Source organism: Actinoplanes philippinensis, from assembly GCF_900113015.1.
Lineage (GTDB): Bacteria > Actinomycetota > Actinomycetes > Mycobacteriales > Micromonosporaceae > Actinoplanes > Actinoplanes philippinensis.
Window position 1 is genome coordinate 22,923 of sequence record NZ_FONV01000001.1, and the last position, 22,566, is coordinate 45,488.

At 71.8% G+C, this 22,566-nt stretch carries 23 protein-coding genes; 12 read left to right on the forward strand and 11 right to left on the reverse strand.

Features of this window, described 5'->3' with window-relative positions:
• Positions 1–58: 58 nt before the first annotated feature.
• The gene (gene nadE / locus BM290_RS00130) at positions 59–892 is read right to left on the reverse strand and encodes an ammonia-dependent NAD(+) synthetase (protein ID WP_093608665.1); all 834 of its coding nucleotides are present in this window, start codon (positions 890–892) and stop codon (positions 59–61) included.
• A 29-nt stretch (positions 893–921) separates the two neighbouring features.
• The gene (locus tag BM290_RS00135; RefSeq protein ID WP_093608667.1) at positions 922–1,497 is read right to left on the reverse strand and encodes a DUF2087 domain-containing protein; all 576 of its coding nucleotides are present in this window, start codon (positions 1,495–1,497) and stop codon (positions 922–924) included.
• 195 nt (positions 1,498–1,692) lie between these two features.
• On the opposite strand from BM290_RS00135, the gene BM290_RS00140 reads away from it, so the two are divergent.
• The gene (locus BM290_RS00140; protein ID WP_093608669.1) at positions 1,693–2,787 is read left to right on the forward strand and encodes a lytic polysaccharide monooxygenase auxiliary activity family 9 protein; all 1,095 of its coding nucleotides are present in this window, start codon (positions 1,693–1,695) and stop codon (positions 2,785–2,787) included.
• A gap of 551 nt (positions 2,788–3,338) precedes the next feature.
• Positions 3,339–3,884: a hypothetical protein gene (locus BM290_RS00145; RefSeq protein WP_093608671.1), complete on the forward strand. Its 546-nt coding sequence runs from the start codon at positions 3,339–3,341 to the stop codon at positions 3,882–3,884.
• A gap of 312 nt (positions 3,885–4,196) precedes the next feature.
• Here the strand turns inward: BM290_RS00145 and BM290_RS00150 are convergent, their stop codons facing one another.
• From BM290_RS00150 to pcaH, 5 genes are all read right to left on the reverse strand, one after another.
• On the reverse strand, positions 4,197–5,069 hold the full coding sequence (locus BM290_RS00150) for an SCO6745 family protein (protein ID WP_239143354.1): 873 nt from the start codon (positions 5,067–5,069) through the stop codon (positions 4,197–4,199).
• Between the two features lie 30 nt (positions 5,070–5,099).
• Entirely contained in the window at positions 5,100–6,212 is a 1,113-nt protein-coding gene (gene pcaDC / locus BM290_RS00155) for a bifunctional 3-oxoadipate enol-lactonase/4-carboxymuconolactone decarboxylase PcaDC (protein WP_093608675.1), read from the reverse strand.
• 16 nt (positions 6,213–6,228) lie between these two features.
• Positions 6,229–7,437, reverse strand: coding sequence for a lyase family protein (locus tag BM290_RS00160; protein WP_093608677.1), 1,209 nt, complete (start codon positions 7,435–7,437; stop codon positions 6,229–6,231).
• 92 nt (positions 7,438–7,529) lie between these two features.
• The gene (gene pcaG / locus BM290_RS00165; RefSeq protein ID WP_093608679.1) at positions 7,530–8,093 is read right to left on the reverse strand and encodes a protocatechuate 3,4-dioxygenase subunit alpha; all 564 of its coding nucleotides are present in this window, start codon (positions 8,091–8,093) and stop codon (positions 7,530–7,532) included.
• Positions 8,090–8,839 carry a protocatechuate 3,4-dioxygenase subunit beta gene (gene pcaH, locus BM290_RS00170; RefSeq protein ID WP_093608681.1) on the reverse strand — a complete coding sequence of 250 codons (750 nt, stop codon included), beginning with the start codon at positions 8,837–8,839 and terminating at the stop codon, positions 8,090–8,092. The genes pcaG and pcaH overlap by 4 nt, the downstream gene beginning before the upstream one ends.
• A 75-nt stretch (positions 8,840–8,914) precedes the next feature.
• Here pcaH and BM290_RS00175 point away from each other — a divergent pair, with 75 nt between their 5' ends.
• Both BM290_RS00175 and BM290_RS00180 read left to right on the forward strand, forming a co-directional pair.
• Positions 8,915–9,661 (forward strand): IclR family transcriptional regulator, encoded by a 747-nt coding sequence (locus BM290_RS00175; protein ID WP_093608683.1) that lies wholly within the window; start codon positions 8,915–8,917, stop codon positions 9,659–9,661.
• Positions 9,662–9,701: 40 nt separating this feature from the next.
• Positions 9,702–10,868, forward strand: a complete 1,167-nt coding sequence (locus BM290_RS00180) for a 4-hydroxybenzoate 3-monooxygenase (protein WP_093608685.1) — start codon at positions 9,702–9,704, stop codon at positions 10,866–10,868.
• On the opposite strand, the gene BM290_RS00185 is transcribed toward BM290_RS00180, so the two are convergent.
• Both BM290_RS00185 and BM290_RS00190 read right to left on the reverse strand, forming a co-directional pair.
• Positions 10,791–11,396 (reverse strand): holin, encoded by a 606-nt coding sequence (locus tag BM290_RS00185; protein ID WP_177319513.1) that lies wholly within the window; start codon positions 11,394–11,396, stop codon positions 10,791–10,793. The genes BM290_RS00180 and BM290_RS00185 overlap by 78 nt on opposite strands.
• Positions 11,397–11,425: 29 nt before the next feature.
• Positions 11,426–12,187, reverse strand: a complete 762-nt coding sequence (locus BM290_RS00190) for a hypothetical protein (RefSeq protein ID WP_177319514.1) — start codon at positions 12,185–12,187, stop codon at positions 11,426–11,428.
• Between the two features lie 63 nt (positions 12,188–12,250).
• Between BM290_RS00190 and BM290_RS00195 the strand changes: the two genes are divergently transcribed.
• A complete protein-coding gene (locus tag BM290_RS00195; RefSeq protein ID WP_177319515.1) occupies positions 12,251–12,865 on the forward strand; it encodes an NAD(P)H-dependent oxidoreductase in 615 nt (204 codons plus the stop codon).
• Here the strand turns inward: BM290_RS00195 and BM290_RS00200 are convergent.
• Positions 12,808–14,121, reverse strand: coding sequence for a TIGR04013 family B12-binding domain/radical SAM domain-containing protein (locus BM290_RS00200; RefSeq protein WP_093608693.1), 1,314 nt, complete (start codon positions 14,119–14,121; stop codon positions 12,808–12,810). The two genes, BM290_RS00195 and BM290_RS00200, sit on opposite strands and share 58 nt — an antisense overlap.
• Before the next feature lie 217 nt (positions 14,122–14,338).
• Here BM290_RS00200 and BM290_RS00205 point away from each other — a divergent pair, with 217 nt between their 5' ends.
• On the forward strand, positions 14,339–14,974 hold the full coding sequence (locus tag BM290_RS00205) for a Uma2 family endonuclease (RefSeq protein ID WP_239143359.1): 636 nt from the start codon (positions 14,339–14,341) through the stop codon (positions 14,972–14,974).
• Here the strand turns inward: BM290_RS00205 and BM290_RS00210 are convergent.
• Positions 14,929–15,405 (reverse strand): radical SAM protein, encoded by a 477-nt coding sequence (locus BM290_RS00210; protein ID WP_239143353.1) that lies wholly within the window; start codon positions 15,403–15,405, stop codon positions 14,929–14,931. The two genes, BM290_RS00205 and BM290_RS00210, sit on opposite strands and share 46 nt — an antisense overlap.
• A 189-nt stretch (positions 15,406–15,594) precedes the next feature.
• Here BM290_RS00210 and BM290_RS00215 point away from each other — a divergent pair, with 189 nt between their 5' ends.
• From BM290_RS00215 to BM290_RS47985, 6 genes are all read left to right on the forward strand, one after another.
• Positions 15,595–16,152, forward strand: a complete 558-nt coding sequence (locus BM290_RS00215; protein WP_093608695.1) for a hypothetical protein — start codon at positions 15,595–15,597, stop codon at positions 16,150–16,152.
• Positions 16,153–16,752: 600 nt separating this feature from the next.
• On the forward strand, positions 16,753–17,421 hold the full coding sequence (locus tag BM290_RS00220) for a hypothetical protein (protein ID WP_143133542.1): 669 nt from the start codon (positions 16,753–16,755) through the stop codon (positions 17,419–17,421).
• A gap of 262 nt (positions 17,422–17,683) precedes the next feature.
• Positions 17,684–20,347 carry a class IV lanthionine synthetase LanL gene (lanL, locus tag BM290_RS00225; RefSeq protein ID WP_177319516.1) on the forward strand — a complete coding sequence of 888 codons (2,664 nt, stop codon included), beginning with the start codon at positions 17,684–17,686 and terminating at the stop codon, positions 20,345–20,347.
• On the forward strand, positions 20,344–22,119 hold the full coding sequence (locus tag BM290_RS00230; protein WP_143133543.1) for an alpha/beta hydrolase family protein: 1,776 nt from the start codon (positions 20,344–20,346) through the stop codon (positions 22,117–22,119). The genes lanL and BM290_RS00230 overlap by 4 nt, the downstream gene beginning before the upstream one ends.
• A 61-nt stretch (positions 22,120–22,180) precedes the next feature.
• Positions 22,181–22,327, forward strand: coding sequence for a hypothetical protein (locus BM290_RS47980; protein WP_177319517.1), 147 nt, complete (start codon positions 22,181–22,183; stop codon positions 22,325–22,327).
• A gap of 81 nt (positions 22,328–22,408) precedes the next feature.
• Positions 22,409–22,564, forward strand: a complete 156-nt coding sequence (locus tag BM290_RS47985; RefSeq protein WP_177319518.1) for a hypothetical protein — start codon at positions 22,409–22,411, stop codon at positions 22,562–22,564.
• Positions 22,565–22,566 lie beyond the last annotated feature (2 nt).

Below are 22,566 nucleotides of genomic sequence, written 5' to 3' on the forward strand. Positions count from 1 at the left end.
CCGGTACGGCCACCCGTCACCGCCCGGACCGGACACGGACTCGCGCCGGCGGCGACTGTCAGACGCCTGGCGCGCGCCACCAGCGGTCGAGCGGGGTGACCGGCAGCGCCCGCTTGTGCCGGGTCGCCAGGAACATCCGCTCCACCCGGGCCGCCACCTCCGCGGTGACCTCGGCCCCCTCCAGGTAGTCGTCGATCTCGCGATAGGTGAGCCCGAGCGCCACCTCGTCGGGCAGCGCCGGGCGATCGTCCTCCAGGTCCGCGGTCGGCACCTTCTGCCAGGTGCTCGGCGGCGCGCCCAGCTCCCGCAGCAGCGCGGCGCCCTGCCCCTTGGTCAGGCCGGTCAGCGGGGTGACGTCGACGCCGCCGTCCCCGTATTTGGTGAAGAACCCGGTCACCGCCTCCGCGGCGTGGTCGGTGCCGGCGACCAGCAGGCCGAGCTGCCCGGCGATCGCATACTGGGCGACCATCCGCTCCCGGGCCTTCACGTTGCCGCGGACGAAATCCCGCAGCCCGTCGCCCAGCCCGGCCGCGACCGCGGCGCCCACCGCGTCGGCGCCCGGTTTCACGTCGACCTCGATCGACCGGTCCGGGCCGATGAACGCGAGAGCCGCCTGCGCGTCCACCTCGTCCGCCTGGACCCCGTAGGGCAGGCGCACCGCGACGAACACGGCGTCACCGCCCTCGGCCCGCAGCTCCTCGCACGCCAGCTGGCACAGGCGGCCGGCCAGGGTGCTGTCCTGTCCCCCGCTGATGCCCAGCACGTAACCGCCGGCCGGGGTCGACCGCAGATAGTCCTTCAGGAATCCGACCCGGGCCCGGATCTCCTCCGCCGGCTCGACGACCGCCTGGACACCCAGCTCAGCGAGGATCCGCTCGCGAAGATTCGCCACCCACCCACCCTAGGCGACGCGGCCGGACACTACCGGGGGCTCACCGCGGTGGCGGGCAGCCGGCGGGCCGAGCCGTAGGAGGTGCCGGCCCGGTCGCGTTCCAGCCAGCCGGACTCGACGAGCATCCGGCGGACCGCTGCGACGTCGTCGGCGGCGGCGGCGATGCGGTCGTTGACCTCGGCCTCGCTGAGCACGCCGTCGACCGCGAGGAACCGGGCGAACAACTCGGCCATCTGCTGGGCACGCTCACTCAGGGTGGGCGGCAGGCTGGTCAGCCGGCCGTGCGAGAAGAACGACTTGAGCTGCGGATACTCCGACAGCAGCGGGGCGATCGGCTGGGTCCGGTCGAGAGCCTGGGCGGCCTCGCGCAGCACCCCGTCACGCACCCGGTAGTAGCCGTTGCCGGAGCCGGTCGCCACGTCGGCGCCGACCAGACGGCCGAGCAGCTCGGCGGCCTCGGCCTGCGGCACGTCCAGGTGGATCGACATCTCGAAGATGGTGACACCGTCCTTGCCGTGGCGCGCCAGCTCGGCGAAGGCCCGGCAGCGGATCGGGTGGGACAGCAGCATCAGCAGGCCGGCGGCGTGTGCGGCTTCAACGGACATCCCCACACCGTAGGCACGCCCCCGCCCCGCGGCACCCGATTTTCACATTGACTTAACTCTATCGATGGTCCAGGCTGTGCCCAGCACTGCCGCCGGAGCCACGCGGCGCGCGCGAGCCTGGGCAGCTCGGCGCGCACATCCACCGCAGGCGGGTCGTCGACGCGACGGCCCCGAGCTCAGGAGTGCTGAGTTCAGATGCTCAAACCCGTACGCATCAAGTTGTTGATCTCCGCTGTGGTCGCGGCGCTGGCCGCGACGCTCGCCGTCCTCGCCGCGCACAGCGGCCCGGCCGCCGCCCACGGCAACGTGGTCGGCCCGGCCTCGCGCAACTACGGTTGCTTCGAACGCTGGGGATCGAAGTTCCAGGATCCGACAATGGCCACCTCCGACCCGATGTGCTGGCAGGCGTGGCAGGCCGACCCGAACGCCATGTGGAACTGGAACGGCCTGTTCCGCGAGGGTGTGGCCGGCCAGCACGAGACGGCCGTCCCCGACGGGCAGCTGTGCAGCGCCGGGCACACCGTGGCCGGACGCTACAACAGCATGGACGTGCCCGGTGACTGGAAGGCCACCTCGATCGGCAACTCGTTCACCCTGTCCCTGTTCGACGGGGCCCGGCACGGCGCCGACTACATCCGGATCTACGTGACCAAGCCGGGCTACAACCCGGTCACCACCCCGCTCAAGTGGTCCGACCTGGAACTGATCAAGTCGGTGCCGAACACCCCGGCCGCGCAGTGGACGCAGCAGCTGTCCAACGGTGTGCAGATCGACATCCCGGCCGGCGTGTCCGGGCGGTCCGGGCGGGCCATGCTCTACACGATCTGGCAGGCCAGCCACGCGGACCAGTCGTACTACTTCTGCAGCGACGTGAACTTCGGCGGCACCACCAACCCGTCGCCGTCGAACCCGTCGTCCCCCTCCCCCTCCAACCCCTCCTCGCCGTCGCCGTCCACCTCGGTCTCGCCGAGCACCTCCACCCCGCCGGTCACCGGCTCCTGCGCCGCCACCCACACGGTGACGTCACAGTGGTCCGGCGGCTTCCAGGGCGAGGTCAAGGTGACCGCGGGCAGCGCCGCCATCAAGAGCTGGACGGTGACTCTCACCTACCCCGGCACGGCGCCGATCGCCCAGACGTGGAACGCGACCCTGACCACGAACGGCAACACGGCCCAGGCGACGAACGTGTCGTACAACGGCGGTGTCGCGGCCGGAGCCAGCACCAGTTTCGGGTTCCTCGGCTCGGGCACCGCATCGACGCCCACGATCACCTGTACCGCCACCACATGACATCTCCCCTCATCGATTCATTTTTGTTACAGTGCGATTAAGGTGGGAGCGCTCCCAAACTCCTACGCCGTCCCCCCACCGCAGAACGGAGGCAGATAACCCCCGCGTGGCACGGCTCCGTCCACGCAGTGCCTCTCCACAGGGGACCGAGGCAGCCCCACCTCGCTCCCCGACCCCTCAGGTCCCGGTTCCCCACCGGGGCTGACCTGGTCCCGGTCCCCGCCGGGGCCGCTCCGGTCCCGGTTCCCCGCCGGGATCGGCTGGTCCCGGTCCACCGGGACTCCCCGGTCCCGGCTCCGTCCCGGGGCTGAGCGCGCCGGCGGCGGCACCGAACGCGGCTTCGGCCGGTCCGGTGCCGCCGCCCAGCCGTGTCCGGATCCCGGCCTGTCCGGATCCCGGCCGGCATCCGGTGCGGCCGCCCGGCCTGTCCGGACCCCGGCCTGTCCGGACCCCGGCCGGTTTCCCGGGCTGTCGCCGCTGCGTGGCGGCAGTTCCCGGAGCCGGCCGGAGAGGGACGGCGCGGAACCGACCGTTACGACGAGAATGCGTCCATGAGCATTCACGGGGAGATCGGGAACACGGCTGTGGTCATCAACAGACCCGAGGCGCCGCAACCGGGCCGGCGAGCGGTGCTGGCCGGACGGATCGCGGCGCTCGCCGCCACCGCGGGCTTCATGCCCCTGCACGCGGTGTGGGCCGCCGGGATCCCGCTGTTCGCCGACGCCGACCGGTTCCACGTCTGGCACGCCGACGGCGGCGGAACCTATCTGTGGACACTCACCGCGCTCGCCGCCCTGCCGGCTGTTCTCGCCTTCGCCCTGATCCGGCCCTGGGGGCTCGTCTTCCCCGCCTGGACACCGTGGGGCGGCTCCCGGGTGCCCCGACTGCTGCTCGTCGTGCCGGGGTATGGGCTGGTCGTCGCACTGGGCGGGTATGCGCTGCTCGCGGTGGTGCTGACGGTGGTCCAGTGGAACTCACCGGACGTCATCTTCAGCCCATGGACCGGGGTCTACGGGATCGGGCAGTTCGCGGTCTGGGTCGTGTCCCTCGCCGTGGCCACCCGCTCCTACGCCCGCCGCACCCGGTTCCGAGGCTGAGAAACTACTCGGGTGGCCCTGCCGGCTGTGGCCACTCGGGTCCGAGCGACCGGCGGCCTCGGACCTTGGCCACCGCATACGCCCGGCGGTCGCCGGGCGGCCGCGAGTGGTCGCCCTGTCGCGGGGTAGCTCACGGTTCCTCCTCGTGGCCGTACCGGGAAAAGGTCGTCAGCCGGACCGGATCGCCTGCCTCGTCGGACGCACGCAGGCCATCCGTGCGGTCCGTCAGCGGCATCGGCCGGGAGGGCGGCGCCGTGGCCCCGGCCCGATCCATCCGGCGGCGAGCGGCCGGGTATCAGGCCTGGGGCGCCGTCACTGCTGGCCGGGAGCCCGGGCGGGGGCGCCCATGCCCAGCGTGCTCTGCTTGGGCAGCAGGCCGGAGGCGGCGATCCGGGCGGCCAGCGGGCCCGTCAGCTGGGCGAAACGGCCGGTGGCCGGGCCCAGTTCGCGCCAGGGGGCGGCGGCCAGGGTGTCGGTGCGGGATTCGAGGTCGGCTCGGGCGGCGGCGCCGGCCTCGGTGGGTGTGCCGTCGGGGTGCAGCCAGCCGCGGACGGTGAGGGAGTCCTGGGCGGCGGTCCACTCCTCGGTGGTCCAGCCCCGGCTCGCGAAGACCTCGGCCGGGGCGGCGCCGGCGGCGGCGAACGACACCAGCAGCTCGCACGGGCCGAACCCGGCCGTCAGCGCGGCCGCGATGTGGCCGTCGCCGCGGTGTTCGCGCAGCAGCGTCGCGGCCTGCCACAGGTCGACGTGCGGGGCGCCGGACCAGCCGAGGTCACGGTTCGCGGCGGCCAGCGGGCGGCCCGTCGTGTCGGCTGCCTCCGCGGCACGGCGGGCCAGGGCTGCCGCCTCGGCGACCTCCGGGCCGTCGACCGTGTCGCCGAGCAACGCCCGCAACGCGCGGTCGATCGCCGGCCACCGGCGTTCCAGGACCGCCGCCGGCGCGCTGACCCGCCACGCCGCCGGGACGTGCTCGGCGACCATCCGCGGGCTGAAGCTGTAGAACGCCGACGACACCGCAGCCGGCCCGGCCGCCCCCAGCGGGGCCGCCCGCCAGGCGAAATAGCTGGGCCAGCGGACGTCGACGGGGTAGCCGAGCTGCATCGCCTCGTCGTAGACCTCGGGCGCGTAGTAGAGGACGGCGTGCAGTGGCTCGACGATCCGCCACATCTGGCGTGCGGGATTCACGACGATCATTGTGCCGCAGCGGGCCTCGCCTCAGGGGGTGTCCAGGACCTTCTGGGCGATACGGAACGCCGTGTTGGCGGCCGGCACACCACAGTAGACCGCGGTCTGCAGGATCAGCTCCTTGATCTCGTCGTCGGACAGGCCGTTGGTGCGGGCCGCTCGTACGTGCATCGCCAGCTCCTCGTGATGTCCGAGAGCGATCAGGGCGGTGAGCGTGATCAGCGAACGGTCGCGGCGGGCCAGGCCGGGACGGGTCCAGATCTCGGCCCAGGCGTACCTGGTGATCATGTCCTGGAAGTCGCGGGTGAACGCGGTGGTCCCGGCGGTGGCCCGGTCCACGTGTGCCGGGCCGAGCACCTCCCGGCGCACCGCGATGCCGGCCGACCGCTGCTCGTCGAAGTGCTGGTCCAGCAGGAACGCGACGACCTCCGGGCTCTCCGCGGGGGCCAGGTGGGCGACACCGTCGAGGACGACCAGGCGGCCGTGCAGGACACCGTCGGCGATCGCGCGGAGGCTGTCCGGCGGGGTCGGCCTGTCGTGCCCGCCGGCCACGGCGAGGACCGGGGCGGCGATCTCCGGCAGCCGGTCCCGCACGTCGAACTCGGCGAGTGCCTCACACGCCCGGGCGTAGCTCTCCGCGTCGGTCGCCCGCAGCGCCGCCACCAGCGACTCGGCCGCCGGGGGCGGGGCGCCCGGCGCGAACCAGCGCTCACGGGCGCCGGCCACCACCGACTCGACGCCCTCCGCCCGGACCAGCGCGGCCCGGTCGTGCCACATCGCGGGTTCGCCGATCTTCGCGCCGGTGCAGAGCAGCGCGGCCGCGGCGACCCGGTCCGGCGCGTCCAGCAGCAGTTGCAGGCCGACCGCGCCGCCGATCGAGTCGCCCGCGTAGTGGAACGCCTCGCCGGGACGGATCCGGCCGGCCAGCGCCAGCACCTCCCGCGCCAGGTCCGCGATGGTGAACGGGCCGGTCGCCGGGGCGCTCGCGCCGTGGCCGGGCAGGTCCCAGCCGACCACGTGGTAGCGGCCGTACAGGCGGTCCGCGCACGCCGCCCACAGGGTCGCGGCGCTGGTCCCGACGGACGGGCCGAGCAGCAGCAGCGGCCGGCCGGGCGCGTCGGTGAAGGTGGTGGCGGTCAGCAATGCCTCTCCTCGGATGTCATCGCGGAGTGCTCCCGGCCCGGGCCAGCGCCGCGTCGATGATCTGCTCGATCGTGCCGGGGTAGGGCTCGCCGTGCGCCGCCCCCGGGGTGATCGCGCGTTGTTCGGCGTCGATGCCGGGGCGTGCGGCGGCCAGGTTCGCGGTCATCCACGATGTCTCCACCTGCAGGCCGGCCAGGAGCTCCGCGGTCTGGGCGCCGGCCGTCACGGTGCGCCGGGCCAGCGTGCGCAGCGTGGACCACTCGACGTGCCAGCCGCCGTCCGGACGCTCGTCGACGGCGGCCGCGGCGGCGGCGTGCACGGTCGCGGCCAGGAACGGCGCGGCCAGCGCGGCCCGGCGGATCAGGATCGACAGGACCGGGTTCTGCTTGTTCGGCATGGCCGACGAGCCACCCCGGCCGGGGACCGCGCCCTCGGACAGCTCGTGGACCTCCGGGCGGGCGCCGACGAGCACGTCGTTCGCGATCCGGCCCCACGCGTCGGTGCAGGTCACCAGGGCGTCGGCGAGTCCGGTGAGCGGGGCGCGGGCGGTGTGCCACGGTTCGCGGACCGGGAGGCCGAGCATGTCCGCGGTGGTCTCGGCCAGCTCGCGGGCGACGATCGGCGAGCCGGCCAGGGCGGCCGGCGCGGCGAGGCTGCCGGCCGCGCCGCCGATCTGCGCCGGCAGGGTGGCGGTCACGGCGAGGCGGTCCCGCGCGTCCAGGACTCCGGTGAGCCAGGTCGATGCCTTAAGACCGAAAGTGATCGGTACGGCGTACTGCGTCAAGGTCCGCCCCGGCATCGGCGTGTCCCGGTGCCCGTCGGCGAGCCGGACCAGCGCGGCGATCTGGAGCGCCAGGTCGTCACGGACCCGGGCAGTGACGTCCCGCAGGCACAGGACCAGGCCGGTGTCGACGACGTCCTGGCTGGTCAGGCCCTTGTGCAGCCATCGGGCGGCGGCCGCGTTGCGCGACTCCAGCCGGCTGCGGAGCAGTTTCAGCAGCGGGATCAGGGGGTTGCCGCCGGACTCGGCGCCGGCCGCCACCAGGGACACGTCGCCGGCGCCGATCAGGCCGGCCAGGTCGTCGGCGGCCTCGGCCGGGGCGACACCGTGCCGGACCAGCGCGGCCAGCCAGGCGGCTTCGGCACGCACCATCGCGGCCAGGACGGCCGCATCGGTGAACAGGTCACCGGCCCGGTCGTCGCCGGGCCACAACAGATCGCTCACGGCGTACCTCCGAGGTCGTCGCCCGTCTCGACCGACATCATCCTCCGCCTCACCGACCGTGCCCACCGCTCCCCCGCCGCGTGGTGCCGGCGTCAGGACCAGGCGTCGCGGAGGCGGGGGTAGGTGAGGAAGACGGTCTCGCCGGGACCCTGCAGGTGGACGTCGAAGATCAGGCCGTCCGGCTCCCGGGTGGTGATCAGCGTCGGGCGCCGGGCCGGGTCCACCGCGGTGAGCAGCGGCTCGGTGGCCAGCGCCGCCTCGTCGTCGGGGAGGTAGGCGCGGGTGAAGAGGCGGTCGAGCAGGCCCCGGGCGAAGACGGTGACGGCGAAGAACGGGGGGCGGCCCGTGTCGGTGGCGCCCGGTTCGAGGGTGGCGAACTGGTAGTGGCCGTCGGGGCCGGTGGCGGCGCGACCCCAGCCGGTGAAGGTCCAGCCGTCGCGGCGCAGGGAGCCGGGCCGGCGCGGGATGTGGCCCTGCGGGTCGGCCTGCCAGATCTCCAGGACCGCGTCGGGCACGGGGGCGCCGCTGCCGTCGTAGACGTGGCCGTGCAGGCGGATCGCCTTCGGGTGGCCGGGCGGGACCAGTTCGTTCATGCCGTCGTACGCCAGGCCCAGGTGGAAGAACGGGCCGACGGTCTGGCCGGGAACGGCGCTCATGCGTTGTCTTCCTCGATGTCCGATTCGAGCGGGGTGCGGTGGGTGCCGGTCAGGACGATGTCCCAGCGGTACCCGGTGCTCCACTCGGGGGTGGTCACATCATGGTCGTACTGGGCGATCAGCAGGTCCCGGGCCTTCGGATCGGTGATCGACTGGTAGATCGGGTCCAGCGGGAAGAGCGGGTCGCCGGGGAAGTACATCTGGGTGACCAGGCGCTGGGTGAAGTCGGTGCCGAAGATCGAGAAGTGGATGTGCGCGGGCCGCCACGCGTTGACGTGGTTGCGCCACGGGTACGGGCCCGGCTTGATCGTCTGGAAGCGGTACGTCCCGTCGGGGCCGGTGAGCATGCGGCCGACGCCGGTGAAGTTGGGGTCGTGCGGCGCCGGGTGCTGGTCGCGCTGGTGCCGGTAGCGGCCCGCGGCGTTGGCCTGCCACACCTCGACGAGCTGGTCGGCGACCGGGCGGCCGTCGCCGTCGAGGACCCGGCCGGTGACCACGATGCGTTCGCCGAGCGGGGTGCCGGCGTGCTGGATGGTCAGGTCGGCCTCGTCGTCGGCGACGTCACGGTGGCCGAAGACCGGCGCCCACAGCTCGACCGACTCCGGGTCGACCAGGTGGGCCGGCTGCTTGGGATGCCGCAGGAGGCTGCTGCGGTACGGGGGGTAGTCGATCTTCGGCTGGGGCCCGCCCGGCTGCTGGGCGGCGGCCGCGATCTCCCGGTTGATGTCAGCTTGTGACGACTCCATGTTCACGCTCCGGACGCTAGGCGGTCGGACGGCCGTCGGCGATAAAGTTCTTCCGTTGAGCGGAAGGGGGGCCGAGTGGGCGCCACCGTCACCTCGCGTGCGCTGGACATCCTGGGCGCCTTCGACGGCGAGCACCGCAGCCTGTCCCTCACCGATCTGGCCCGCCGGACCGGCCTGCCGCTGGCCACCGCGCACCGGCTGGTCGGCGAGCTGCACCGGTGGGGCGCGCTGGCCCGTGAGCCGAACGGGGAGTATGTGATCGGCCGCCGGATCTGGCAGCTGGGCCTGCTCGCCCCGGTGCAGAGCGGCCTGCGCCAGGCCGCTTCGCCGTTTCTGCACGATCTCTACGGCACGACGCTGGCCACCGTGCATCTGGCGGTCCGCGACGGGCTGGAGGTGCTCTACGTGGAACGGCTCGCCGGGCACGTGTCGGTGCCGGTGGTCAGCCGGGTCGGGTCCCGGCTGCCGATGCACGCCACCGGGGTCGGGAAGGTGCTGCTCGCCTACGCGCCGGAGGAGGTGCGCGCGGAGGTCCTGCAGCGCCTGACCAGGATCACGGCGTACACGGTGACGCAGCCGGCGCGCCTGCTGGAGCAGCTGCGGCGGGTGCGGGCCGAGGGCTACGCCACCACCGGCGAGGAGATGAGCCTGGGCGCGTGCTCGGTGGCGGTGCCGGTGCGCAACGGCGACACCGTGGTCGCGGCGCTCGGCATGGTGGTGCCCGATCTGCGGCGGCAGCTTCCCCGGCTGGTGTCGGCGCTGCAGGTGGCGGCGCACGGGATCAGCCGTACCCTGGCGGGTCCTTCCGTTCAGTGGAAATAGGGTCTTGTGTCCCGGCCGGGCGGGACACAACGCTGGGGGCATGCGTACCCAGGTCGCCATCATCGGCGCCGGCCCGGCCGGCCTGCTCCTCTCCCACCTCCTCGCCCAGGGCGGGGTCGAGTCCGTCGTGCTGGAGACCCGGTCGGAGGAGTACGTCGCGGCCCGCATCCGGGCCGGCATCCTCGAGCATTCGAGCGTGGAACTGCTGGAGGCGGCCGGGCTGGGTGCCCGGATCCGGGCCGAGGGCGACGAGCACCGGGGCATCTACCTGCAGTGGCCGGGCGAACGGCACCATCTGGACTTCGTCGACCTGACCGGCCGCAGCGTCTGGGTCTACGGGCAGACCGAGGTGCAGAAGGACCTGATCGCGGCCCGTCGCGCCGGCGGCCAGGAGATCCACTACGAGGTCTCCGACGTGGCCCTGCACGATGTCGAGCTCTCCCCCCACGTCACCTTCACCGGCAAGGACGGTGCGACGAGGCGGCTCGACGCGATGGTGATCGCCGGCTGCGACGGCTCCTTCGGTCCGAGCCGCTCCGCGGTGCCCTCCCCGACGGTCCACGAGAAGGTCTACCCGTACTCCTGGTTCGGGATCCTCGCCGATGTGGCGCCGTCGACCGACGAGCTGATCTACGCCTGGCACCCGGACGGCTTCGCCCTGCACTCCATGCGCTCGGCGAGCGTCAGCCGCCTCTACCTGCAGGTTCCCAACGGCACCGACCCGCGGTCGTGGTCCGACGACCGGATCTGGGACGAGCTGTCGAAACGGCTCGGGCACGGGCAGAACGGCTGGAAGCTCACCCCGGGCCCGATCACCGACAAGAGCGTGCTGCCGATGCGCAGTTACGTCCAGACGCCGATGCGGCACGGCAACCTGTACCTGGCCGGCGACGCCGCGCACATCGTCCCGCCGACCGGCGCGAAGGGCCTCAACCTCGCGATCGCCGACGTGGCGCTGCTCAGCCGGGCTCTGATCGCGACGATCAAGGACAACGATCCGCGGTACGCCGACGCGTACTCCGGCGACGCGCAGCGCCGGGTCTGGCGCTGCACGCATTTCTCCTGGTGGATGACGACGATGCTGCACACCTCGGGCGACCCGTTCGACGCCGAGCTGCAGCTGTCGCAGCTACGCTGGGTCGCCGGCAGCCGGGCGGGCGCCACCGGCCTCGCCGAGAACTACGCCGGCCTGCCCATCGGGTACTGAGCCGGCCGCGCCGTCCGGCGGGTTCGTCGCCGCCACGGTCGGCGGCGGCGGGGCGTGGTCGACGGCCTCCCGATAGGTGCCCATCGGCAGCGTGGACGGGCTGGCCCCGGGCGGGACCTGTCCGTTCGCCGCGGCCGGCTCGCGCGCCAGCAGGCCCTTGGCCAGCGACGCCACCGTCGCCAGGAACGCCACGTTGAGGGCACTCTCCCAGTCGAACGTGGTGATGTCGAAGACCCCGGCGACCATCGAACCGGACAGCGACGCCAGGAACGTCTTGGACAGCCGGGTCAGCAGGTCGGGCCAGAACGCCAGGTTCGTCAGCTTCGACAGGTACTGCACGGCGGTCAGGATCACCGACGACACGAACGCGCTGACGGCCAGGGTCAGCGAATACTTCCAGGGCAGGTCGATGACCGACCCGACCCCGCCGGCCAGCAGCGTCGCGAAGAACACCTGACCGGCCGACCAGCCGGCCCGCTCGACGAAGTCGAGGACGACGGCACGCCACTTCGGAACGACCTCAGCCATGGGATCGACATTCCTCGTTTCGGAGATCATCAGGCATCGACCGAACGGATCAGTTCCCGCAGGGCGATCCCGATCCCGGACGGTACGGCGTACCGCTTCTCCAGCCACGCGAAAGTGAAACGCGCCGCCGCCACATTGCCCGTGTACCCGGGGACCATCGCGGCGAGCGGCAGCACCTCCACCGGGTAGGCGCGCTCGATGCGCCGGGCCGGTTCGAAGGCATCACGGTACGGCGGCTCGCCGCCGCCCAGGCGCAGCAGGGCGATCACCGCGTCGACGGCCCGGTGCTGGATCAGCCGGGCCGCGGCCAGGCGCTCGCCGCGCAGCTCCCGGTGCAGGCCGATGTAGAGGCTGACCAGGGCGTCGTTGAGGTGGTAGTCCTCGGTGTCGAACGGTGGCCGCGGCACCGGTGCGCCGGAGGTGGCCAGGCCCGCCGGGGCGTCCGGGCGCTGCCACACCACCCGGGCTCCGGAGAACGGGGTACGGCCCAGGTCGGCGACGGTCAGCACCCGGTACTCGACGAGAACCCCGTCGGCATAGAGGGCCCGGCGGCCGCCGCGCTGGTGGGCGAAGAGATACGTCACCGGGCCGGGCGTCTCCAGCCAGTCCGTCCGGTCCAGGTAGCGCCAGGCCGCCCCGTCCTCGACGACCACGAAGAAGTCCAGATCGGAATGGTCGTCCAGGCGGGCCGGCTGGGCGCCGCACGAACCCAGCCCGAGCAGCGCGATCGTGTCGCCCCGTCCGCTCAGGACCGTGCCGATCTCGTCGAGCCTGCGCAGAACCGGCCGCATCGCACCTCCTCGATAGGTGAGGGCATCATTACCGAACGGAGCGGAAGATGCGAGGATCGAGTGGTGAGCCGGGTTCATGTCGTCTACGCCCATCCCTCGCCGGACAGCTTCACGCGGGAGGTGCTCGACTCGTTTCGGAGCGCGCTTCCGGCGTACACCCTGACCGATCTTTATGACGTGGGTTTTCCGGCCGTCATGAGCGCGGCCGAGCACACGCGGAAGCCGACCGACCCGCTGCCGGCGGACGTCGCCGCCGAACAGGAACGCCTCGAAGCGGCCGACGTCTGGGCGTTCGTGTATCCGGTGTGGTGGGCCGACTGCCCGGCGATCCTGAAAGGCTGGTTCGACCGGGTGTGGACGGTCGGATGGGCCTATCAGCCGATGCGGCTACGGCCGGCCCGCCGCGCGATCGTGCTGTGCACCGCCGGCTACACGGTCGAGGAACTCGAGGTCCGCGGGCATCACCAGGCCATGCGGGCCGTCATGCTGGACGACCGGATCGGCGCGCGGGCCGAGACGTCCGAGTTCGTGGTGCTCGGCGGGTCGGCGACCGCCGGGGCGGACTGGCCGGCGCTCAAGGCCCGGCATCTGGAACGGGCGGCCGAACTGGGCCGGTCCGTTCAGCAGGAGTCCGACGCCATCGGCAGGATCGTGCGGGAACGGCCCGGGCGCGGGTAGGCCTCGGCGGCCGCGGCCAGCCGGGCGGCGTGCTCGCGCTGCTTCTGCCAGTGGCCGTAGAGGGCGCCGCGCCGGGACAGCCGGTCCACCTCGCGGATGGTCTCCGGGTCGACGTCACCGGGCGGCGCGTCCCGCCACGGTGTGCCCGGCAGCGGCATGAACGTGTGCGCGTGGATCCGGGCGCCCAGATCGGCCAGCTCCCGGGCGAGCGCCAGCGAGTCACCGACGTCGTCCTGGTTCTCCCCCGGCATCCCGAAGATCATGTCGACGTTGATCCGGAAGCCCTCCTCGATCCCGAGGCGCGCGGCCCGTCGCACCTCCTCGACACCGTGCCCCCGCTTGGCCGCCCCGAGCACCCGGTCCGACCCGGACTGCGCGCCCACGATGATGTTGTTGTTCGCGCAGTACTTCTTGACCAGCCGCAACGCCTCCCGGCTGACATGCTCGGGCCGGATCTCGCTGGGAAAGCTGCCGAAGAACACCCGGCCGTCCGGGCCGATCCCCTCCTTGCAGGACGCGAGCATCTCCTCGACGGCGGCCAGGTCCGGCTCCTCGCTCTGGGTGCCCCAGGAGAGCGCGGTCGGCGTGATGAACCGGACGTCCCGCAGCCCCCGCCGCCGCATCTCGTCGACGTGCCAGCGGATGTTCTCCAGACTGCGATGCCGGAACTTCGCCGAGAACATGAACGGCGTCTGACAGAAACGGCACGCGTAGATGCAGCCCCTGGTGATTTCGAGGGCGTTGAACTTGTCCCACTTGAGGGCGAAGCCGGGGAAGTCGTTGAGGTCGCGCTGCTTCGCCTTGCCGGTCTTCTTCACCGCGCCGGTGGCGTCGCGGTAGGCCAGGCCGGTGATCCCGGTCGGGTCACCCTTCGCGTCGACCAGGCTGAGCAGCGTCGACTCGCCCTCACCGATCGCGGCCATGTCCCAGCCGGCGTCCAGGGTCTGCACCGGCTCGGCGGTGGCGTGCACTCCCCCGGCCAGATGCGTCACGTTCGGGCCGTCGGCCAGCTCGCGGATCTGACTCAACTCCTCGGCCAACGCTGCCGCGTCCGGCGAGTAGAAGGACCAGAGGACGAGAGTACGGACGTTGCCGGCCTCCCTGATGTGCTGTGCGGTCTCCTCGACGCTCTCACCGAAGCGCACCTCGTACCGGGTCGCGGTCTCGTGCTGGCCCAGCGCGCCGAGCAGCACGTGGAAGCCGTACGTCACCGCCTTGCGATAGCGCAGCACGAGGACCAGTTCGGGACCACTCATGCGGCGATTTTGTCAGCCGCGAGATCCGCGCCACAGCCGAGGCCGCCTCCGCCACTCGGCATAGCCGCCGCAGCCTCGGCCACAGCACCAGGTGAGGGTAATACGGCGCCGGACGTCGGTCACGGCCCGGCCGTCCAGTTGCACGACGTCGAGGTGGCCGACGATCAGCAGCCCGCGCGGCAGGATTCGGGCGGACACAACCTCGCACACGGTGCACATGTCGATCCCGTCCGACGGTCAGCGCGCAGGTATCGTGGACGACACGAGGGCTGGGGTCGGCTTCGGTAATCGCAGAGAGGGCACGGTGAGCGCTCAGGCTTTCGGCGCGAAGATGCCGACGCACGTAACCCTGGACGATGTCGCCAGCATGGCAGCCGCCGACGAGAACCACCGATACGAGCTGAGTCCCGAGGGAGTGCTCTCGATCAGGCCCCCCGCGGACCCGGAACACGCGCTACTGGTGACGCGCATGATCCTCTGGCTCGCCAGCCATGGCTATGAAGCCGAGCAACTCGCCGCCGACTGCGGCATCGACGTCGGCGGTGGCCGCGTTCCCGACCTGACGGTGTGGGCCAAAGGCATGCCCCCGCGTCGCGCTCGCTCAAGCTACGCGGGCACGTCCGGGCTGCTGCTTGCCGTCGAAGTAGTCTCCGGCGGGTCCGAAGTCACTGACCGGATCATCAAGAAGGCCGAGTACGCCAAAGCGGGCATTCCGCGATACTGGGTCGTCGAGCGCGACGGTGGAGCGACCGTCCACCGGCACATTCTGAACGACGTCGGCGAGTACGAACCCGACCCTGCCGGACCTCAGCCTCTCACCTGGCTGCTGACCTCCAACCCTGGCATAGAGTAATTTTCGCTGCTGCGAAGCTGATCCGTAGCCGCCGTGTGGCTCGGCGCGCCAAATCTCGCCGCAGAATCCCTGATAGGTAGTAGTTGGCGTTTGAACCGGCAGGCGTAGATGCAACCCCTGGCGACCTCCAGGGCGTTGAACCTGTCCCACGTCAGAGCGAAGCCGGGGAAGTCGTGTAGGTCGCGCTGTTTTGCCTTGCCGGTCCGGATCAGGTTGCCCGTGGCGTCGCGGTAGGCCAGACCGGTGATGCCGGTCGGGTCGCCCTCGCCGATCGCGGCCATGTCCCAGCCCGCGTCGAGGGTCTGCACCGGCTCGGCGGTAGCGTGCACTCCCCCGGCGAGATGCGTCCCGTTCGGGCCGTCGGCCAGTCCCCGGATCTGCGCCAACTCCTCCGCCAGCGCAGCAGCGTCGGGTGAGTAGAACGACCACAACACGAGAACCCGGGTGGCACCGGCCTCACGAATGTACTGAGCGGTCTCCTCGGCGCTCTCGCCGAACCGGCCCGAAGCGCCGCTGGCGCACTGGCGATTCTTCGGCCTCGATGGTTCTCATCTACGCCTGGCCGCCGATCTCTCGAACCTCGATGAGGTCATTGCCGCCGCTCTGCGAGGATTGAACAGATGACACCCGACGAAGCCGTACTCACCATGGCCAGCCACCTGAGCGGCATCAACTGGGAACGTCACGGCGACAAGGCCTGGTCCAAGGCGGTACTCCTGAAGGAATACTTCCGTCGCGCAGCGCGCTGGGCAGCAGTCTACGGGTGCGACTCCCCGGTCCCCTTCTTCGACATAGCAGCGTGCGTGGACTCCACCGTGCGTGCCGATCAGAACCTGATCGACGACGTTCTGGCGCGGGCAAACACCCGTGGAAGCCGCAGCGTCAAACGTCTACTGCCCTTCATCCTCCACTGGGCCGCCGTCCGGGCAACGCTCGACGCCGATCTCCCCTACGAACTGGAGGACCCCTTCGAACCTTTGATCCTGCTGTTCGAGCGGGACGGCGGCTTCCACACCGAGAACGGCGAGATCGACTTGGAGGTGAAGTCGGTCCGCATGGCGGGCTGGCGCAGACGGTCCGATGACCCGCCGCTACCGAGTTTCGCCCCTGATGTCCTCGACGAGATCGACCGGGCCGGCTCGATCGCCCAATTCGGCTATGTCATCGAACCCCTTTAGCCCAAGGCCGTTGAGTTACGGGCCGTCGGCAGGCGTCAAGATTGTTGATCTCGATGGTTGCCTGGTAGGTGCGGAGTCTTTTGTACGCGTATCTCGATAGTGGTCGTATTACTGCTCGGGGACTGACGCGGAGCCGGCGGGCGGGCATGAACTGGTCCAGGACGGCGCGTTCAATGGTGCCGATCAAGTCGATGACGTTCGCGGCCTGAATGACCTGGTCGCGGGTCGTTTGCAGCGCAATGCTGAAACTGGCAGCGTCAGGCCGTCGACTTCGCGGACCTGACCTGGTCCCATTTCCTCCTGCACCACCTGGCGCCGGTAACCACAGGCAACATCATCGGCGGCGGAATCATGATCGGCATCTTCTGCTGGACGGTCTTCCACCACCACGGCCACCGCACCGCCGCTCGCTCCTGACCAGGCACGGAACCGCGCCGAACAGGCGGACCATCAGCGCCGGCAAGGACCTGTGGCCGAGAGGGCCGTCCGAGGTGTTTTCCGCTGCCCAGTGGGGCATGTTCCGCCGTACGCCGTTCGAGGGCGGCAACGCGGGTAGAGCGGTGCATGCGACCATTCGCGAGGCGGCGGAAAGGGACAGCGGTGTCGACGATTGCCATGTTCGTCTTCAGTTCGATTCAGGCCACCTTGCTGCTGGCTGTCGTGCTGCTGGGGATCGCTGCCCGCCGTCAACGCGACATCGCCGACAGGCAGGCGGAACACGGCGGTCCGGTTTTCATCACCGACGAGGTGGACGTGGCGGCCGCCGAGGTCGAATCGGCCGCTGAGGCGGCGCGGCGGGCGCTGGACGAAGCCGACCAGGCACATGACCGGGCCCTGTGGGCTGCCACGACACGCGACATCGCGGAGCAGCGCCACCGGCAGGTGCTCAGACATGCCGAGGCGGCCGGCCGAACTCCTCAGCTCGTGCAGCGCGCCGCTCTGAACGCATACCAACGTGGACAGCTGTCCGTTGACGAACTCAACCTGATCTGGCGGCACGCGAACAGCACGGCGGAATCCACGCCGAACCCCGCCGTGGTGCCGCTCGGGTGGGAGTCGCGGGTGCTCGAGTCCCGGCGACGCTACGAGCAGGCCGCTGCCGCCGCGGCACAGGCCGAGGAAGAGGCTCAGCAGACTGCCGCCACCGCCGCGGCTCTCGCCGATGACGCGCGGGCTGCCGAGTCGCGCCTGTCGGCGGCGCAGCGATCCGCGAACACCGGCCTGGTCGGCCTCCTGCGGGCAACCTGGGCCGACCCGATCACCCGCTGACGACGTCGCCGGCCGGCCGTGCCTCACCGGCCGTGACGATGAACCGAGGGCGTCGGTGGTCAGCCGGGCAGCAAGCCTGATGACCCGTGAAACGCCGGACTGGCCGCACCTGGCCGGTCCGGCGTTCGCTGTTCCGTGGAATGGAATCGCGTCGACCAGGCTGAGCCGCCGCGTACTGCGCGACACCGGGGACTTGACACGATCTCAGTCGTCCAAGAATATTCAGACGTCGTCCTGAAGCGTGATGTCTAATGGAGGAACGATGTTGGACCAGGGCATGCCGACGAGCTTTCCGCTGCGCGGCCTCGTCGAGCTGGTGCTGGCCGCGCAGCCGCCGCACGCGCAGTGGAACGTCACCGAGGACGAGTTCTGGTGCCGGGTGCGCCCCGAGGACACCCCGGCGCGGGTGCAGGGCTGGAAGCTGCATCTGTCGGCCACCCCGCTGTCCGCCCCGGAGGTCCTGCACCGGGCCGCGCAGGTGCTCATCCGCAACGGCTGCGCGTTCAAGTTCGCCGGACGGGCCGAGCACGTGCTGGAGCTGACCGGGACCCGGTACGACCGGGCGCAGTGCGGCAAGTTCATCACCGCCTACCCGCACGACGACGACCAGTTCCGCGCGCTCGCCGGGGAACTCGACCAGGTCACCGCGGGGCTGCCCGGCCCGGCCATCCTCTCCGATCGCCCCGTGCGCCGCGGCGGCATCGTGCACTACCGGTTCGGCGCGTTCGACGGGGTCAGCGTCCTCACCAACGATGGCTCGTACCAGGTGCGCCTGCGCCGGCCGGACGGCTCGACCATGGAGGACGCCCGCCGCCCCGCCTTCACCCCGCCGCCCTGGGCGGACCTGCCGCTGCCCGGTCCGGAACCGACCGGCACGGCGTCCCGGCCGGTGCTGATCCGTGACCGCTACGTCGTACGGGAGGCGATCCAGCACTCTTCCGGAGGAGGCGTCTACCGCGCGTCGGACCGGCACACCGACGCCGACGTCGTGATCAAACAGGCTCGCGCGCACGTCGGCGGCGGACATACCGGCCAGGACGCCCGTGACACGCTGCGGGCCGAGGCGGTGACGCTGACCCAGCTCGCCGGGCTCGGCCCCGACCTCATCGAGATCTTCGATCAGGACGGGCACACCTTCCTGGTGGAGACCCTCGTCCCCGGCCTCAGTCTCGCCTCGTGGGTGCAGGAGCGCAGCCACGCGTACGGCACGGACGGGCTCCCGGTGGCGCAGGTGATCACCCTGGCCGAGCGGCTGTGCGACCTGCTGGACGAGGTGCATCGGCGCGGCTGGGTCTACCGCGATTTCAGCCCGAACAATCTGATGGTCGACGCCGATCTGACGGTGCGCCTGATCGATCCCGAGCTGGCGGTCCGGCCCGGCGAGTGGGTCTTCCTGAGCCATACTCCGGGGTACGCCGCCCCGGAGTACCTCGCCGCCCGGAACTTCGCCCCCGCGCCCCCGCGCGAAGCGGATCACTTCGCCCTCGGTGCGGTCCTCTTCTATCTGGTGACCGGGGTCAACGCCGGTTTCGCCCCGGACGACCCGGTCGTCCGCCCGGCGGCGGAGCGGATGGCGACGGTGCTGGGCCTGCAGGCACCGCACAATGAAGCCGCACGGCGCCTGGCTCCGGTCATCGCCGGGCTGTGTGCTCCCGATCCGGCCGCTCGGTGGGACACGGCCCGGGTCCGGCACAAATTTACCGAAACGCCGGCGCCGGCAGCGGCGCCCCCAGCGCGATGGGACGCGGCGATCCGTGATCATCTCGTGCGGGACGGGCTGGCTCAGCTCCTGCTCGAGATCGACACCGGCAACGACAAGCGGCTGGGCCGGTCGACGCCGTTCGGCGCCGGCACCGAGCCCGGCAACGTGCAGCACGGCTCGGCCGGACTGCTCAGCACGCTCACCACGGCCAGCCGGATACTTGCCGGCCCGGCGTTGCACGACGCCGTCGCCCGGGTCGCGGCTTGGACGTCCGCGCGGCTCGGCCGCACCCCGAACCCGCTGCCCGGCCTGACCTTCGGCCGTTCCGGCACCGCCTGGGCCCTGCTCGACGCCGGCCGGCATCTGGAGGACGACGCGCTCGAGAGGGCCGCCGTCGAACTGGCGCTGGCGGTACCCGTTCGGTGGCCGAACCCGGACCTCTTTCACGGTGCGGCCGGAGCCGGCCTGACCCAGCTGCACTTCTGGCGGGCCACCGGCCGGCCGGAGTTCTTGCACCGGGCCGTGGAATGCGCCGACGGCCTGCTGGAGGCCGCCGAGTATCTCGACGAGGACGTGTTCTGGCCGGTGCCGGACGATTTCGACTCCAACCTGGCTGGTCTGCGTCACTTCGGGTACGCCCACGGCGTCGCCGGCGTCGGCACGTTCCTGCTCGCCGCCGGTCTCGATGCCGGCCGGCCCGCCTACCTCGCCGCCGCCGAACGGGCCGGGTCCACCCTGATCCGCGCGGCGGAACTCGGACCGTGGGGGGCGCGCTGGCGCCCCGACCGCTCCAGCCCACCGGGCACGGGCATGCGCTACCACCTGTGCAGCGGATCCTCCGGGGTCGGGACGTTCCTGGTGCGTCTCTGGGCGCACACCAGAGATCCGCAGGTGTGGGATCTGGTCACGGCGGCCGCCGACGCGGTGCACCGGACCCGCTGGACGGCGACACCGTCGGTGTGCCACGGCCTGGCCGGGAACGGGGAGTTCCTGTTGGACGTGGCCGATATGGCAGGTACGGAGGGCTCACCGTTCCGGGATCGGGCCGACGATCTGGCCGCCGCCATGTATGCCCGTCACGCGGACCGCGGCGGACTGATGGTGCTGCCCGACGAGACGGGCCAGCGGTTCAGCACCGACTATCAGGTGGGCCTCGCGGGCAACCTGGCGTTCCTGCTGCGTCTCGGCCACGGCGGCCCGCGTCCGTGGACGGTGCCGGCATGATCCTCTCCCGGAGCGTCGTCCGCTTCTCCACCGATGGCGGCCGCGCGGCTTGCCGGGCCACCGACCACACCGGGGCGCAGTCGCTCGAGCTGTGGCAGCTGACCCCGGACGGCCCACGGCGCACCACCACCGTCGCCGCGTCCGGCGAGGCCGGCCAGACACAGCTCGTGGTGCTGGCGGACGGGCGGACCCTGCACTGCGGCTATCGGCCCGGCGAGCAGACCGTCACCCTGGTCCACCCGGACGGGCGCAGCACGCCCCTCGACGGCGACAGCGGGCCCCTGCGGTTCCTGCCGGCGCCGAACGGTTCGGGCTGGCTGGCCACCGTCCTGTCGCCGCTCGGCGACGGCACTCTGGTCAGCGCGGTCCTGGCGGACGGGGTACGGCGCGAGGTGGGCCGGCTGCCCGGCCGTGCCGGCGGCGCCGGGGTCAGCGGCGCGCACCTGGCGGTGACTGTGCTGATGGACGGCGTGCCGACCGTCGTCCGGCTGGACCCGGCAACCGGCCGGTGTACGCCGTTGCTCGCCGCCGGAGATCCGCTCAGCGGCACCCCCGCGCATCTGCTGACCACCGGGGGCGAACACGTCCTGCTGGGTCTTTCCGTCGCACGCCCGGCCGGGGCCGCCCCAGCCGGGCCGGAGCACCGGCTGGCGGTGGTGTCCGCCACCGGTCCCGCCCGGCTGATGCCGGGCGGAACCCGCCTGCCCGGCGTGACCAGGCCGATCGCCATGGATCCCGGCGGGCGGGTCGCACTGCTCACCGTGGTCCGCGGGGTTCGCTCCGAGTTGCACCGGATCGACCTGTCGACCGGTGTGGCCGGCACCATCTCGGTACCGCCCGGCGTGCTCGCCCCGGTCGGCGGGTGCTCGCCGGACGGCTGGTGGCTGCCCTTCTCGGCGCCCGGCCAGCCATGCCGGTTCGCCTGGCTGCCGCCGGGGGCCGCCGCGCTGCGCACGGCCGGCGAGCCGGCCGGTGCGGCGGGCTGGTCCGGCGCCCGGGTCGAACGACTGCCCGGGGCGGCCGGCCCGATCGAGGCCGTGGTCTACGGGCCCGACTGGCGCGGCAGCCCCGGCGTGGTGCTGGCGCTGCACGGCGGGCCGGACGCCCACTGGGATCTCGCGTTCGATCCGTTCTTCCAGCTGATGGTCCGGGCCGGGCTCACGGTGGTGGCGCCGAACCAGCGCGGCAGCACGGGCTACGGACCGGCTCACGCCGATGCGATAAACGGCGCCTGGGGCGATCCGGACGTCGCCGATGTCCTGGCCCTCGCCCACGGCCTACGCGCCGGGCGTGCCCCGCACGCCGCGCGTCCTGTCGTCTACGGCACCAGCTACGGGGCGTTCCTGGCCCTGCTCGCGGCGGCGAAGGAACCGCAGGCGTGGTCGGGCTGCGCCGCGATCGCGCCGTTCCGTTCGGCCGCGGCACTTTACCCCGAAGCCGGGCCGGCGGTCCGCAATCTCATCGACCGGCTCGGCGGCCTCAGCGATCGGTCCGCCGATCTCGATGCGGTGATCGACCGGGTCACGGTCCCGGTGTTGCTCGCGCACGGGCAGTTCGACGAGGCGATCCCGGTGTCGCACAGCCGTGCGCTGGCGGGCCGTCTGAGCGCCGCCGGCCGGTCCGTGCGCTACCTGGAGGCACCCGGCCGCGGTCATTCCGTGCTGCGGGCGAGCCTCGCCGACCCGGTCACCGCCTCGCTGCTGGCCTTCCTCGCAGATCCCGTCCGCCAAGACCCGGCCGCCCTGGAGCCGGCCGGGAGCTGGGCGCCCTGAACCGGCCGCAACCGTCGGCTGGCCCGCACCACACGCCCGAGCGCGGAAGGAGGTGAAACACATGGATCTCGATCTGGATCTCGACGCCCTGCAGTTGCTCGCCGGCGAGTCGGCACAACTGATCATCGAGCAGGACAAGGGATGCACCGTGACCTGCATGGATTCTTGCAGGTCGACCTGCGCGGCAAGTTGCCTGAACACCGGCTGATCAGTGTCGGGAAAGGACCGTGCGCCGGTCGCGGCAGGACCGCGACCGGCGACCGCACGATGCCCGACAGGAGGTGAATACATGGATCTCGATCTGGATCTCGACGCTCTGCAGTTGCTCGCCGGCGAGTCGGCACAACTGATCATCGAGCTGGACAAGGGATGCACGAACAGCTGCTTGCTGACGTGTGGATACAGCTGCGACATCACCTGCGACATCACGTCCAACCCGTTCTAGGA